The 13,435-nt window shown below is 57.7% G+C and carries 13 protein-coding genes and 1 tRNA gene; all 14 read right to left on the bottom strand.

Annotation, left to right across the window (positions count from 1 at the left end):
* Positions 1 to 4 precede the first annotated feature (4 nt).
* Complete coding sequence (locus tag RTX79_RS06625; RefSeq protein WP_123700137.1) at positions 5 to 454, bottom strand: PA2169 family four-helix-bundle protein; 450 nt, start codon at positions 452 to 454, stop codon at positions 5 to 7.
* A 207-nt stretch (positions 455 to 661) separates the two neighbouring features.
* Complete coding sequence (locus RTX79_RS06620) at positions 662 to 958, bottom strand: hypothetical protein (RefSeq protein WP_312682870.1); 297 nt, start codon at positions 956 to 958, stop codon at positions 662 to 664.
* The gene (locus RTX79_RS06615) at positions 955 to 1,356 is read right to left on the bottom strand and encodes a hypothetical protein (protein WP_312682869.1); all 402 of its coding nucleotides are present in this window, start codon (positions 1,354 to 1,356) and stop codon (positions 955 to 957) included. Before RTX79_RS06615 ends, RTX79_RS06620 begins: the two co-directional genes overlap by 4 nt.
* A gap of 431 nt (positions 1,357 to 1,787) precedes the next feature.
* Positions 1,788 to 2,180, bottom strand: coding sequence for a hypothetical protein (locus RTX79_RS06610; protein WP_312682867.1), 393 nt, complete (start codon positions 2,178 to 2,180; stop codon positions 1,788 to 1,790).
* A 166-nt stretch (positions 2,181 to 2,346) separates the two neighbouring features.
* Positions 2,347 to 2,423 (bottom strand) — tRNA-Arg (locus RTX79_RS06605).
* 134 nt (positions 2,424 to 2,557) lie between these two features.
* A complete protein-coding gene (locus RTX79_RS06600; RefSeq protein ID WP_312682866.1) occupies positions 2,558 to 4,411 on the bottom strand; it encodes an acyltransferase family protein in 1,854 nt (617 codons plus the stop codon).
* Positions 4,412 to 4,466: 55 nt separating this feature from the next.
* Positions 4,467 to 5,705 carry an O-antigen ligase family protein gene (locus RTX79_RS06595; protein ID WP_312682864.1) on the bottom strand — a complete coding sequence of 413 codons (1,239 nt, stop codon included), beginning with the start codon at positions 5,703 to 5,705 and terminating at the stop codon, positions 4,467 to 4,469.
* A gap of 5 nt (positions 5,706 to 5,710) precedes the next feature.
* Complete coding sequence (locus RTX79_RS06590; protein WP_312682863.1) at positions 5,711 to 6,682, bottom strand: glycosyltransferase family 2 protein; 972 nt, start codon at positions 6,680 to 6,682, stop codon at positions 5,711 to 5,713.
* Positions 6,679 to 7,701, bottom strand: a complete 1,023-nt coding sequence (locus RTX79_RS06585; protein ID WP_312682862.1) for a glycosyltransferase family 2 protein — start codon at positions 7,699 to 7,701, stop codon at positions 6,679 to 6,681. The genes RTX79_RS06590 and RTX79_RS06585 overlap by 4 nt, the downstream gene beginning before the upstream one ends.
* Positions 7,702 to 7,721: 20 nt before the next feature.
* The gene (locus tag RTX79_RS06580) at positions 7,722 to 9,023 is read right to left on the bottom strand and encodes an oligosaccharide flippase family protein (RefSeq protein ID WP_312682861.1); all 1,302 of its coding nucleotides are present in this window, start codon (positions 9,021 to 9,023) and stop codon (positions 7,722 to 7,724) included.
* A complete protein-coding gene (gene murB / locus RTX79_RS06575; RefSeq protein WP_312682860.1) occupies positions 9,023 to 10,027 on the bottom strand; it encodes a UDP-N-acetylmuramate dehydrogenase in 1,005 nt (334 codons plus the stop codon). Before murB ends, RTX79_RS06580 begins: the two co-directional genes overlap by 1 nt.
* Positions 10,027 to 11,334, bottom strand: a complete 1,308-nt coding sequence (locus tag RTX79_RS06570; RefSeq protein ID WP_312682859.1) for a UDP-N-acetylglucosamine 1-carboxyvinyltransferase — start codon at positions 11,332 to 11,334, stop codon at positions 10,027 to 10,029. Before RTX79_RS06570 ends, murB begins: the two co-directional genes overlap by 1 nt.
* Positions 11,335 to 11,344: 10 nt before the next feature.
* Entirely contained in the window at positions 11,345 to 12,100 is a 756-nt protein-coding gene (locus tag RTX79_RS06565) for a WecB/TagA/CpsF family glycosyltransferase (protein ID WP_312682858.1), read from the bottom strand.
* Positions 12,101 to 12,121: 21 nt separating this feature from the next.
* Positions 12,122 to 13,288 carry a nucleotide sugar dehydrogenase gene (locus RTX79_RS06560; protein WP_312682857.1) on the bottom strand — a complete coding sequence of 389 codons (1,167 nt, stop codon included), beginning with the start codon at positions 13,286 to 13,288 and terminating at the stop codon, positions 12,122 to 12,124.
* Between the last annotated feature and the right edge of the window lie 147 nt (positions 13,289 to 13,435).

Below are 13,435 nucleotides of genomic sequence, written 5' to 3'. Positions count from 1 at the left end.
AGTATTACGACTTCATTGCATGCTTGCGGGCGCGCATGACCGCATGGGTCTCCTGCACTTCCGGCAGCAGGCGGGTGACTTCGGTGCGCACCGGGGCCGGCACGTCGTTGTCGGTCAGCACATCCTTGAAGGCCTTCAGCAGGCGATCTTCGGACTCCTCCAGCTCGGCCACGTAGCCGTACTGGGTGTCGCCCAGGGTGGCGCGGATGTTGCCATACATCTTCTGCACCGAACCGACGAAGGTGCCGTGCTCTGCTGGCTCACCACCGGTAGCGGCGACGGTGGCGCTCAGCGAGGTGACGATGTCGGCCTTGCTACCGGCGATGCGGGTGAACAGGGCAGCCAGCTCGGCGTCCTTCACCTTGGTCGCCGCTTCGCTGTAGAACTTCTGACCATCACGTGCGATCTCGATCAGGTCGTTGAGGCTGTGTTCGATCTTGGACTGGGTGCTCATAGATAGTGCTCCGTGTGAGTGGTCGTTTGGAACGGCGGGACAGATGCCGTGCCGTTGGGGACCACCTTGGACAAGTGCGAGTCCACTGCGGGTGAGCAGCGTTTGATGCGCCCGTCATGTGGCCCAACGCGGGCTGACGATGGCGCGTGAGCCCACTTGTGTAAGCCTCTGTCCGCCTTTTGCGGCCTGCCGTGCCAACGCCCTTGGTCAGGGAATCACCTCGATCCGCAGGTGGATACCGAGTACGCGCATCACGCCGCGCACACTGTGCAAGTACAGCGGACGGCTCCCATTCAATTGCCGGCGCAGGGATTCGCTGCTGAGCCCGCACTCGCGTGCGGCGTAGCTGATGCCATGCAGTTCCGCGGCCAACAGCAAGGCACGGGCGAACGTGGATTCGTCGTGGCTGGACAGGTGCAGGCGCGCGTCCAGGTACTCGCCCATTTCAGCTGCGCGCAGGTTCGATACGCGGGCTTTGGCGAATCGGTGTTCGTTAGGGGTCATGCCCGACCCCACGGATCATCCAGGGAGGAACAAAGCAGATCGCGCCCGGACCGGAGGAGCTCTTCGATCAGGAAGTCATCGAACCCGGTGTCGGGTTGACCGATCATGCGCGCGGTATGCGGCGAATAGAGGATCTCGAAGACCGATGACAGGCGCTGCAGGGTACGGATGGGCACGGCGGCTTCCGCCATGCGCTGCCGGTGTGCGTAGCCAATGCCCATGCCGACCCTGTCCGGCACCAGGCGTAAGTGGCTGACGCGGTTGCGGTTGTTGCGGGCTGTTTCGAAGGCCTCGAGACGACGCTCGACGTGATCGATGACGTGCGGCGGGAAGTCCTGCAGCCGGTCGCCCATCAGGGCGTAGAGGCGCTTCGCACTCAAGTGGTATTGCGGATCCATCGGATACCTCACAAGGCTTGAAGCCACCTGCGCCGAGGCGTCAGGTGGCGGGCGATGCGGGTTCGCATACCGGTTGAAGGCAGCAAAAATGACCGGCGGATCTGGGATCCCCCGCATCGCCCACCATGGTTCCGGTGCGCGATGCAGTGCATTCTCCGCCGTGCCCAAAGGGCAAAACAGAGCCAAATGCCGCCTTCAAATCAGGATGCGAATCCCGGCTGGCGCTCTTCGTCGCCAGCAGGTTCATCCAATCAGTCGCGGGCCTTTGCGTACATGGGCGAAGTTGCAGTTGTGCATGCTGATCGTGGCCGGCACGTCAGTTTGAATTCTGCGCAGGGCGTCAGTCGACGGCGACGCCTGCGTGGGCTTGCGATTGCGGAATGCGGCACTTGCTGGAGGTAGGCCCCCGCATGCCGCGGGGGCCTACGGGATCAATCGCGGTCGAGCTTGAGCTCCAGACCATCGGCGGTGTTACGTACGACAATCACATCGAAATCCCGGTTGCCGTTGACAGCCCTGATCTCGACTTCGTCCAGGTCATCGGTCTTGATAGCGTAGACGCCCGCACCGAACTCCTTGGACAGCGCGTTGGAGATCAGCACGGCGGCGGCTTCGTGATTGGTGGCCGCCGGGATGGCGATGGCGACATTGGTGGCCTCGCCGGCTTCCGGGGTCACCGCGAGGGTGATCTCACCATCGACCTTGGAACGGCCCTTCAGTTCGACGTTCCACTTGTCCGACGGTGCGGCGAAAGCGGGGACGGCCACGGCGAAGGCGGCGGCTACGGCCAAGGACCGGACAAGCGGGGTACGCAGGATGTTCATCGATGCCACTCCTCTGCAGGCGGGCAGGCGCCCGTGGGAGGCCGATGCTGTCGCAGGGGAGTTGGAGGGGGTGTGAAGCGTCGCTGCCGTGGCTGAACAGGCCTTCAGGGGGCCTGCTCGCGGCGTCCGGGCGGTGTGCCTGGGACGCTGGGAGAAGCGAGAGAGATGGTGCGCCCGGAGGGATTCGAACCCCCGACCAATGGCTTCGGAAGCCACTACTCTATCCGGCTGAGCTACGAGCGCGCTGGCCGACTAGTGTAGCGGAAAGTAACAAGGACGGGGAAGGGGCCGGATATCCGGCATGAAGCGGAGCGGGCTCCGCTCCTCCTCCAGGGCTGGGAGCACAGGGCCCAAGACCTCCGAAGCCTCGCCAGGCGTTACCGACGAACCTTGATAAGAGGTACGAGCCTCGAAGCAACAATCCTGGCGGCATGCATGCTTGGATGATGCGCATCGAACAGAAGTGCGGAGCCACCGGGGGCCAGATTGCAAATCGATCCTTGGCAGAACAATTTGGTCGGCATTAAAACTGAAGCGCGTGCTGACATACGGCTCTCAAACTCGCGAACTCCCGCGAGGTTGATGCTTGCACGAACTCGCCCACCCCTTGCGAGATAGGTCGGAACGTCATCGCGACCGCTCAATGCAGGGTATGGCCCAATGACGATGACCTTCTTCCCAGCCTCGTCTAGTTCTTTGGCAGTCTCTGCAAGGCCCGCTTGAAGCTCACCTGATCGGGAAACCGGGAAATCGTAGTACGAGGTCAGAATGACAGTATCGATCGACGAGCTCTCAGATAGCTCTTCAAGAACTTCTTCGTTGTGTTTCGCACAAGCAGGTCGATCTTCCCTGATGGTTGCATTCAGGGCGGGTGGGCAGGAGGAATACGTGAGTTGCAATACAGGAACCCCGGCTTCACCAACTGCTTTTGCGAGCTCCACACCGTGGCTATCCCCCCATACCGCAACGCTTGGTACCTTGTCTGGCCCAAGCACACAAGCAGCATCGAGAGGGGGAGAGCCGCCAGCGAAATGGCAGCGGTCCCGATCTGGGCTTACATCATTTCTGTCCTCATCATAGGCAACTACCTTTGATGAGAAACGAGAGTTCCAGCCGTCCAAGGAGATGAAGACGGCGGAAGTGAGAACAAGCGTAATGGAAGCGGCCGCACAGATGCAGCCGAGCCGCTTGGGGCTGAAAACTATCCGATTGCGGGTTGGACTCTCGATGAACCGCCAAGTTAGCCATGCCAACAGGACGGAGAGGGCAATTACGGATGCCGTCCCAACGCCTGAAGGAAGCCAGCCAGCATTCTTGAAGAATACAATAAGGGGCCAATGCCAGAGATAAAGCGAGTACGAGATGAGCCCGATTTTTACCAATGGTTTTAGAGAAAGCAGTCGCCCCGTCAGCGTCTGGGACCCGCTCAAAATAAGGAGCGCGGCGCCGATGACGGGAGCTATTGCGGCATAGCCGGGGAACGCCGTTTCGCGCGTGTAAGTTAAGACGGGAGCAATTACTAGCGCCAATCCAAACATTCCTGCGGCCTCTCGCGTCATCGTGCGTTGATTATTCGCATGGATGTTGAACTGAGATCCATATATTGCCAACCAACTCCCTACGAGAAGCTCCCATGCACGGGTCGGAAGGAGATAGAAAGAGGCGCCCGGGAATCGTGGGGTTAGATAGATGCAGCCTGCGAGAGAAACTAGTGCTGCTATTCCGACAAGTGTCAGCTTACGATTCGGCGCAAACCGCAGGATCAGGTAGAGCGCTAACGGGGCAACGAGGTAGAACTGCTCCTCGACCCCAAGCGACCACATGTGCAGGAGCGGCTTAGCCTCCGCATCAGCCGCGAAGTAGCCGGACTGCATCCAAAAGTTGATGTTGGCTACAAAAAAAACTGAAGAGATCGCGTCTCGGCCCAGGGTGGTGAACTCGCTCGGAAGCAGAGACGCTGGGGAAACGATGATGACGAAACCAAGTACCACAATGAGGGCTGGAAAAATGCGCCTGATTCGCCGCTCATAGAATGAGGCGATGCTGTAAGTGCCTTCAGAAAATTCGCGAACTAGAATCGATGTAATCAGATAGCCGCTGATGACAAAGAAAACATCGACGCCGACGAACCCGCCGGAGAAGCCTGCGACGCCGGCGTGATAAAGAAGAACCGGAATTATCGCCAGCGAGCGGATACCATCGATCTCTGGGCGATATTTTTGGGTGCTCATGAGGAATACCTTGAGGCGAGCTGGCAACCTGCTTGGATCCGTGCCATAAAATCGATCAAAGCGGATCCCCCGTTCCCTGTCTGCTAGAGTAGGTGGCTATGTAAAGGGACAGAAATAAAAGAAATGCAACGAACTGCGGCGCGTCAACATCTTCAAACATGAAGAATGGCATCATTGCCAAGAAGGCGCATGAGCTAGCCCTTCGGCGCAGATCATTATCGGTAACCAGCGCTCTGATGGCGCGCACGACGCTCGCGAGCCAAAAGATAACCAGCGCGGCAAGGCCCAGTATGCCGGTCTTGTAAAAGGCCCCGATGAACGTCGAGTGAGAACCAACAGGTATCTTGTACTGAGGTACTTCATGCTTTACGCCGAACCCAATAATGGGCGATTCGGTAGTGACGTGCTTTACGCCGAACTCATATAGTGAAAAGCGGTAACTGGAGCTGGATTCTCTGTACGCAACTGCGTCTGTCCACATGGCGGAGGCCGCTTGACGAACGGCTAACGAGAGTGGCAGAGCAAGGCATACGATAACTATCAGCAGCGATAGCTTCTGGGAGCTGGAAAATCGGCTTGATATCGTCGTCGCGCCGAGTAATGCCATGAAAAGGACAAGGGACAAAAGGCCAGCGCGTGACTGAGTCAGAACGGTAAGCGCCAGTCCGATAAGAAGCAGCGCGCCATAGAAGATATTCTTTCGCTGACTATGTAGATTTTTTGGAGCGGCAAGTGCCAAGAGCAAGAGAACCATCGCAGCTAGCGCTGTGGGGTATGGCGCCATGATTTTTGCGCGAATCGCAAGGTCAGAATCGGCCCACTCGACGCCGAATATGTACAGTTTCATGCTGTCTTGTACAAGGGATGGCAACGATACCCCGCCGAGTGCAGAGCCTAGCAAGGAATTATAAGTGAGGTCTGCGAAACCATGCGTCGCAAGGAAAAACACGGCGACTGCGGCTGAGAAAAGGAGCACCTTCGCCGACGATGCAGCGATTCTGTCTTGATCGAGAATCAGTCTGGAAGAAAGGATCATCAGTCCAAGAATCCAGTAGCTCAAATTATAAGCCGACGCGATAATGCGTTCCAGCTGTTCGCCCCGCGCCAGCGCATAGGAAAGTGAGGCCGCATATATCAATATGTAAGCCAAAAGACCGAGCGTTTGGAGGCTCAGCCCGCGCCGCCGGCTGGTGAGGAAGAACCAAAAAACGGCCGCATGAAAAATTAGAACGTTGAAGCCCAAAAGCCAAGAAACCGGGGCGATGGAGATAGCGTTATGCGGTCTGAATTTCATGCTGATCACGCTTTGTTCTCGCCTTTCTTATGGCCCCTGATTGCAACGATCACATCTGAAGCACGTCGGTACATACTCGTGGGCACAAAAATCTGCAGCCCAATCCGCACAGCGAGTGCTGGCCGATAGCACCCGGTCAAGACAGCTCTGGCGTAAAGGGCCAGTGCGGCAAAAGGCCGTCCCTGCTTCGATATACATTTCGCGAGGTGCCATCCTTCGTCGCTTCGTCGCGCCTTTCGTGTTATTAGGGAGTCAACACTAGTGAGCCAATTGATACGCACTGCCGGGTCCAGCGAACTTGAGACACGGCCAGGCGCTGATTGATCCATCCAGCGGGCCTGGACGCCTTCTATCATCCTGAATCGCGCCCCCGCAGCCGCGAGTCGAATGGCAAAGTCCGTGTCTTGTCCGAATCTAAGTCCAGGGGCGAACCCTACGCGCCGAGCCATGTCGGCCCGCAGAACGAGGGTTGAAGTTTGCATGAAACCACCTTCGCAAAGAAGGTATTCGGAGACGTTTTCGTTCGGAAGAATGCCGCGATGCGGCTTCAGGAAGGTCCTCTCATCGCCGCGGTCGACAAGTATGGCTCCGTACACCACTAGGTTCTCGTCTTCTTCCCGGAGCGCAGATAGTGCCTGATACAAGTGATCCGGGAAAAACGTATCGTCTGAGTCGAGGAAAGCAAGGTATTTCCCCGCCGCCTCCGAGATGCCGCGGTTACGAGCGGAACTTCCGCCCAAGTTAGGTTGATGGACAATTCGAAAGCGAGCATCATCAAGTGACTGAACAGTTTCAGTCAGCTGCACGTGGTCTTCTGAACCGTCATCGACGATTATGCACTCAAGGTCGCCGAAGCTCTGGGACTGAACAGATACAAGCGCATCGCGTATGGAGAATGCTCTATTGTAGACAGGGATGATGACTGAAACAGAGGGGAGACTGGCGCGCTCCTGTGGTGACGGTGTGCTGAGGATCATGAACGTGGCCAAATTGCAGACTTGGGATGTTTTGATAGGAGCGTTCTGAAAAGAGAGAGTATGACAGTTGAGCGACTGAGTACCCACGATGCCAGTGACGTCGCGATGGTGGTGCCCGTAGCCTTCTCACTAAGCGCCCATCTTGCAAAGGTCTGCCCTTTCTCGGTATTGCCAGAGTAGTAAGACTGAATGGACATTTTTGCGAGTGAGCGGGCATACGACGCGCTCGGCCTGCGGAACAGCCCGCCGCAAACACCGTAAAGTTCGATAAAGTCGCGTCCGTTAGCAATCCTGTCGAAATGGCATTGACGAGCGAAGTTGGAGAACGCCTGTTGAAGCGCCAGTTTTCCATGGTTCGACGCGATCCCGTCAGCCACGAAAGCTCGGCGCTCGTAGAGGACTTCAGCTATAACCCGCATTTCACAGAAAGGGGCCATCCGAATCCATAGATCACGGTCCTGCGCAAATTTGAAGAAGTCCCTGTATCCTCCAACCTGATCGTAAATCGCCCTCCGGAACATCACCTCTCCGTGGCTGAACGGATTAGAGCGGTAGAGGAGATCGTCCAGCATCGGCTGCCTGGTGGGGGTGGGGCTCACTGCACTCGCTCCATGCTCCGTCCCGCCATAGACCACTTCCGCGCGCATGCAGCCTACGATGCCCACTGCTGGATGCATATCGAGCAAATCCGATTGCTTGGTTAGTCGTCCTTGAAGGGACACATCCCCTGCGCCTTGGATGGCTATGTAGGATCCGCTAGAGGCTTTGATGGCCGCCTTGATCGCCTTTACAAATCCTCCGTTTTCCTGATGAATCGCTATCAGGCGTGGATCGCTATAGCCATCTAGCAGGTCTCGTACCCTCGGATCAGTACTTCCGTCGTTGACGACCACGACTTCGAATGAATCATGATTCTGCTCAAGCAGTGCGTTGACCGTCTCCTGCAGCACGTCCGCGCGATTGAACCATGCGCATACGACTGATACACGTGGCTTCTTCTGTGAGGGTTCAGGATGCAATATAGGGCCCTCCGGCATTATTATTCAACGGGTGCAACTGCGGGGATCGCCCTCAGCGCGAGAACTACACTGACGGAATAGTGAATTGACATAACGAGCGAATAGAACCAAAGCACGGTAGTCATGGTTGCACCCATTGAACCGCCAATCATGAAGCAAGCGATGGTCAGTATCACGCGCTGTGCGTTGATTACAAGGAGCTGCCGCTGCCCGTTGTACAGATAAAGAAGATAGGAAACAGGCTTTTGAATGAATTGGAATGCGAGATAGAGGGCAAGAATCGATGCATAGATCCCTGCCTCTGACCACTCCCGTCCGAACGCGACTTCAAAAATCTCCTTTCCGAATAGAGCCAGTACAAATGTTGGCGGCAGGGAAAGAGCGAGAAGGCGCTTGATGACTGAGAACGTCAGGTGCTTTACTTTTTGAGGATTCCGGCGGCCGATTGCGGAAATCTCAGCATAGTATGCCCTCGCCATGCTCTCACCTAGAAGATTGACGGGAAGGGCCAGTGCCATGAACGCCAATCCCAGTTGGCCTGTCAGTGAAGCCTCGTAGTATTTGGCCACGATGAATATTGGCGCCTGAACTGAGAGCACCAAGAGGAATTGGGATGCGAGCCTGTACGTGGCGTAAGTGCGGTAATGTTGCGCCAGATGCTTGATCAGCCCGAAATCACAGTCTCTGGCGTACTGAACCAGCTGGGTTCTCGACTGATAGATCAATGCGCCAGTACCCGCGCTTTGGGATGCAACCTGTCCAATTAGAAGGCCGAAGGGCTTGAAGGCGAGCAGGCCCAGGCTGATTTTTATGCCTTCGCCTATGATGGATTGCGTGACAAGGGTTTTCGCGATAGTGGCGTAAGCTTTCTTGCGTGTAGCCCACATGGTTAGGCACTCATAGCAAGCAATCGCTGCAGAGCCCAGGACGATCAACCACCACCAGGGAATGAGTACTTCCATGGAGAGTTGGCGGAAAACGTATGGGGCAGCGAAATAAAGTGTCGCCGCAGCCAAGAGGGTGGTAACTCCAATGCAGGCAGCAGAAAGAAACAGGAGACTAGCCGCCGTTCTATCACGACGGGGAAGCGGAATTGCGAGGGGGTATCGTAGGTTGAGCAGCGGAGCAAGTAAGCTTACGATGCCGGTGAACACCGCGAGCACGCCGTAGTGATGTGGATCGTAGAGTCTCGTCAGTACAGGGATTGAGGCAAGGCCTACCAACCGCCCTACACCTGTGCCGGCGGCTAACGTGGCCATGCCACGAAAGACCTTCGAGGCGTTCCCGCCGAAGAGTCTCTCAAAAAGACGAGGAAGCTTCATTAGATCTCGGCAGGCGGGTTAAAGTTCTCGGCCGCCTCATGGGCGGGCCGAAGCAATCCGTCAGCGGACAGATGTCTAACCTCACAGTCCATCTTGTAGCCCGTTCTGGCGAAGACACGATTGCGGATATTTGCAATCAGCCAAAGCACGTCTGCCGAAGTTGCGCCGCCATTGTTGACAATGAAATTGGCATGCAGCGGCGATATCTGAGCGCCCCCGCGTGTCAGTCCTTTAAGCCCTGCCTCCTCAATCGCCCTGCCGGGAGGACCAACGTGCTCGTACATCCTGGGGTTCGACAAGAAAGTGGAGCCACAGTTTGGAAGCTTTTGAGGGAACTTGTTCCTCCGGTCGCGCATGATCCGCAGCATTTCGCGCCGTATCCCGCGGCGGTCACCCGGTTCAAATACAAGCGCAGCTTCCAGGATTACAGCGCGGCGGCCCTGCAGCGATGAGGTGCGATATGCAAATCCGCACTCGGCCTGGTTCAGCCGGAACAATTGGCCCTGCTCATCGGCACACAAGACTTCGGCGACGTTGAGGCCAATTCCCTTGCGCTGACTGCCCCCGTTCATCGCGATAAGGCCACCCAGGGTTCCTGGAATCCCGATGGTGTGCTCAGCGCCCGAAAGGCCCGCGTCGCTGACAGCCAGGGAGAAGCGAGGAACCCATGTACCGGCTTGCGCCCAGACGGTTTGGCCGTCTATGCGCATCTGCGAAAGATTTCGGCCAATACGCAGGATGGCCCCGGAGAAGCCTGCATCGTCAAAGAGCGTATTTGAAGCATCCCCCATGACGAACAGAGGCTCCGGCCGATCTGCCATGAGGGCCATGACACGTGCGGCTTCTTCTGTCGTGCGTGGTTCAACATATACAGATGCTGGCCCGCCAATACGCCACCGTGAGACCTCGGCAAGCGAGACATTCTCGCGGACGCGGCCCGGCACCTCGCTTGCTAGAAATGCGGCGAGCGAACTGCTGGGTTTTGCCAAGGTCTCGGAGGACATCAGGCGTTCTCTTCGAAGATTGATACACGAGCGCCGAGTTTGCTCAGCTTTCCATGGAGGTCGTTGTAGCCACGCAGGGCCATTTGGACATTGAGGATCTTCGACTGACCGGGCGCGCAGAGTGCGGCAATGACGGCAGCCATGCTGCCGCGCAGGTCGGTGGAGTCCGCAACACCGGACTTGAAGGTCGCTGGACCATGCACTGTGATCTTCCCCCGCTCTGCTTGCAGGTGGTCGCCCTCAACCAGCTTCGCCAGTTCGTGGACGAATGCGATGCGTTCGGGGTAGCGATAGTCGAAGATGCGTGAAGTGCCTGATGCAGCTAGGCCCAGCATCACGTAGAAGGCCTGCATGTCGGAGATGATCCCCGGATGGGCGCCGCACGCCAGTTCAAACGGCTGGACGATGCCCGAGGTCAGGCAGTCCGGCGTGACGTGGATTGAACGCGAGCTCTTGAGCAGATCGACGCCGGCTTGCTCGATATGCACCAGAGGCACCTGCATCGAGGAAAACGGAACGTGGTCGATGGTGATCTCGCCCTTGGCCAGGATCGCGTACACCACCCACGTAAGCGCCTCGATCCGGTCCGTCATCACCGGCATGCGAGCGCCGGCAAGCTTGCCGCCGCGCCCCTCGACGACGATATGGCTCGTGCCGAAAACTGCGATGTCTGCGCCCATTCGGCGCAGGAGGGCGATCAGATCTTCAACTTCGGGCGTTATGTAGGCGTTGAATATCTGCGTGCGGCCGTGCGCCACGCTGGCACAAAGCAGGGCATTTTCCGTGCCGCCCACGGTGCTGATCGGGAAATTGATCGAGCCGCCAACGAAGCCGTCTGGCGCTGCAACCTCAATGTGATCATCACGCTCGATGACCTTGCCCCCAAGGGCCTCCCACACCATTACATGCAGGTCGTATCCACGCCCGCCGCCACTGCCGCCGCCAATGGGACAGCCGCCCGGATAGGGGACGCGTGCGACACCCGATCGGATGACCTGGCCTGCAGCGAGCAGGTAGGTGGTCCTGATGGGAATATCGAACTCCTCGCGCGTCAGCTTCTTTGATTGAAGCGCGGCAGCGCGCACAATGACGTGCTCGTTCTCGTGGTTGACCGTGATATCTGCGCCGAGCCTCTCGCAGAATTTCACCTTATGCGATACATCGACGAGCCGGGTAGGGAAGTTCGAGAGCTCGACAACGTCATCACTCAGCAACGCGGCCGATAGGAGCCGCGTAGCGGAATTCTTCGCACCGCTGACGCGCACGCGTCCTTTCGGGGTCACGCCGCCATCAATAATTGCGTACATGGAGATTCCTTCAGTTCGTATCTTGGGGGGCGCCGTGATCGCGCAAGGCTATCCACAGGGCATGAGGGGTCGTGATCGCATACCGCCAGAACAGCTTCCGTGGCTCCGTAGCCATGCGATGAATCCATTCAATGTTCATCCGCTGCATCCAATCGGGTGCTCGACCGTAGTCCCCTGTAATGTAGTTGTAGCAACCGCCGCAGGAGATGATCCAGCGGACATTCAACTTGTCGCGCCACCGTACGCAGAAATCCTGCTCCTTCGGTTTGCCAAGCCCAACCCAAAGGATGGCCGCGCCGCTTGCGTTGATAGCTTCAACTACGGCTGCCTCTTCGTCGGCTGAAAAGAACCCGTTCCGGCGGCCCGACATCTTCAGGCCCGGGTACTGGTTGGAAAGGATGTCTGAGCACTCCCTGTTGACGCGCTCTTCGCCGCCGAGCAGGAAAAAGCCATGTCCCGTGCCGCTGAAACCCGCTGCGAAGTCATGGATCATGTCCGTGGTGGCACTTCGCTCCGGAATTTCCGGTAGGTTCAGGCGTTTTGACAGCGTCACCAAGAAGCCCCCGTCCGCGTGGATCAGGTCGGCTTGCTGCACATTCTTGCGATAGCTGGCGTCAGTCCGCGCGAGCGAAAGTGCGTGCCCATTAGCATCAAAAACGAGGCGGGCAGGCACGTCCTGCTCGCAGTCGCTCAGGGCCAGGTGCACGAGGTCATGTCTGGACAGGCAATCGATGGCGAAGTCGCCAAATCGTACGCGAGGGCGCATTCCAATAACTCCGTCCAAGGCTCAATCAGCGCCAAAAAGATCGCGGCTGTAAACCTTGTCCACGACATCCTGCAGCTCGTCGGTCACCCGATTGGCCACGATGACATCTGCTTGGCGCTTGAAGGCTTCAAGATCCTTCTCCACCCGCGATCCATAGAAGCTCGTCTCATCCAGCACGGGTTCGTAAACGATGACGTCGATGCCCTTGGCTTTGATCCGCTTCATCACGCCTTGGATGGCGGATGCCCGGAAGTTGTCCGATCCAGCCTTCATTACCAGTCGATGGATGCCTACGACCCGGGGTTTGCGCCGAATCACGTCATCAGCCACAAAATCCTTGCGCGTCCGGTTCGCATCCACGATCGCATTGATAAGGTTCTGCGGCACGTTGTTGTAGTTGGCCAGTAACTGCTTGGTGTCCTTCGGGAGGCAGTAACCTCCGTAGCCGAACGAGGGGTTGTTGTAATGGCCGCCAATGCGCGGGTCCAGGCTCACGCCTTCAATGATCTGCCGCGTATCCATGCCAGCAGTGGCAGCGTACGTATCCAGTTCGTTGAAGTAGGCAACGCGCATCGCCAGATAGGTATTGGCGAACAACTTGATCGCCTCGGCTTCGCTCGCATCGGTGAACAGCGTCGGCACGTCCTTGCGGACGGCGCCTTCCTGCAGCAACCCGGCAAACGTCGCGGCGCGCTCGGAGCGCTCGCCCACGATGATGCGGCTGGGATGCAGGTTGTCATACAGGGCTCGGCCTTCGCGCAGGAACTCCGGTGAGAAGATGATGTTCGCGGTGCCGTAGCGTTCGCGCAGTTGGGTAGTGCAGCCAACCGGGACGGTGGATTTGATGATCATCACGGCATCGGGATTGATCTCCAGCACGTCGCGGATCACCGACTCCACCGAACTGGTGTTGAAGTAATTCGTCTGCGGGTCGTAGTCGGTCGGCGTTGCAATGATGACGAACGAAGCGCCTTCGTAAGCCTGGCGCCGATCCAGCGTGGCAACCAGGTTCAGTGGCTTGTTCGCAAGGAAATCCTCGATTTCCCGGTCTTCAATCGGCGCCTGACGCGCATTGATCTTTTCCACGCGTGCGGCGTTGATATCAAATGCAACAACCTGGTGGTGCTGTGCCAACAGGACAGCATTGGACAGGCCGACATACCCTGTCCCGGCCACGGCAATCTTCATTGCGGGGGATCCTTCGTATCTTTTACGCACTGCAATGGGGGAGGCAGGAATGGCAAATCCAGTGACGGCGCGTGTCCCCTCAGACGCACCACTGTTCGCCACTACCCGTTACTAATGGAACTTGTGCCGCTGGGTGCACCCTGTCGG

It is taken from the genome of Stenotrophomonas chelatiphaga (assembly GCF_032054965.1).
Lineage (GTDB): Bacteria > Pseudomonadota > Gammaproteobacteria > Xanthomonadales > Xanthomonadaceae > Stenotrophomonas > Stenotrophomonas chelatiphaga.
The sequence above is the reverse complement of the archived record's forward strand: the minus strand, read 5'-3'. Positions and strand labels throughout refer to the sequence as shown.

Coding starts and splice junctions, on each gene's coding strand:
- RTX79_RS06625 (WP_123700137.1), bottom strand. CDS start 454: ATGAGCACCCAGTCCAAGATCGAACACAGCCTCAACGACCTGATCGAG.
- RTX79_RS06620 (WP_312682870.1), bottom strand. CDS start 958: ATGACCCCTAACGAACACCGATTCGCCAAAGCCCGCGTATCGAACCTG.
- RTX79_RS06615 (WP_312682869.1), bottom strand. CDS start 1,356: ATGGATCCGCAATACCACTTGAGTGCGAAGCGCCTCTACGCCCTGATG.
- RTX79_RS06610 (WP_312682867.1), bottom strand. CDS start 2,180: ATGAACATCCTGCGTACCCCGCTTGTCCGGTCCTTGGCCGTAGCCGCC.
- RTX79_RS06600 (WP_312682866.1), bottom strand. CDS start 4,411: ATGAGCACCCAAAAATATCGCCCAGAGATCGATGGTATCCGCTCGCTG.
- RTX79_RS06595 (WP_312682864.1), bottom strand. CDS start 5,705: ATGAAATTCAGACCGCATAACGCTATCTCCATCGCCCCGGTTTCTTGG.
- RTX79_RS06590 (WP_312682863.1), bottom strand. CDS start 6,682: ATGATCCTCAGCACACCGTCACCACAGGAGCGCGCCAGTCTCCCCTCT.
- RTX79_RS06580 (WP_312682861.1), bottom strand. CDS start 9,023: ATGAAGCTTCCTCGTCTTTTTGAGAGACTCTTCGGCGGGAACGCCTCG.
- murB (WP_312682860.1), bottom strand. CDS start 10,027: ATGTCCTCCGAGACCTTGGCAAAACCCAGCAGTTCGCTCGCCGCATTT.
- RTX79_RS06570 (WP_312682859.1), bottom strand. CDS start 11,334: ATGTACGCAATTATTGATGGCGGCGTGACCCCGAAAGGACGCGTGCGC.
- RTX79_RS06565 (WP_312682858.1), bottom strand. CDS start 12,100: ATGCGCCCTCGCGTACGATTTGGCGACTTCGCCATCGATTGCCTGTCC.
- RTX79_RS06560 (WP_312682857.1), bottom strand. CDS start 13,288: ATGAAGATTGCCGTGGCCGGGACAGGGTATGTCGGCCTGTCCAATGCT.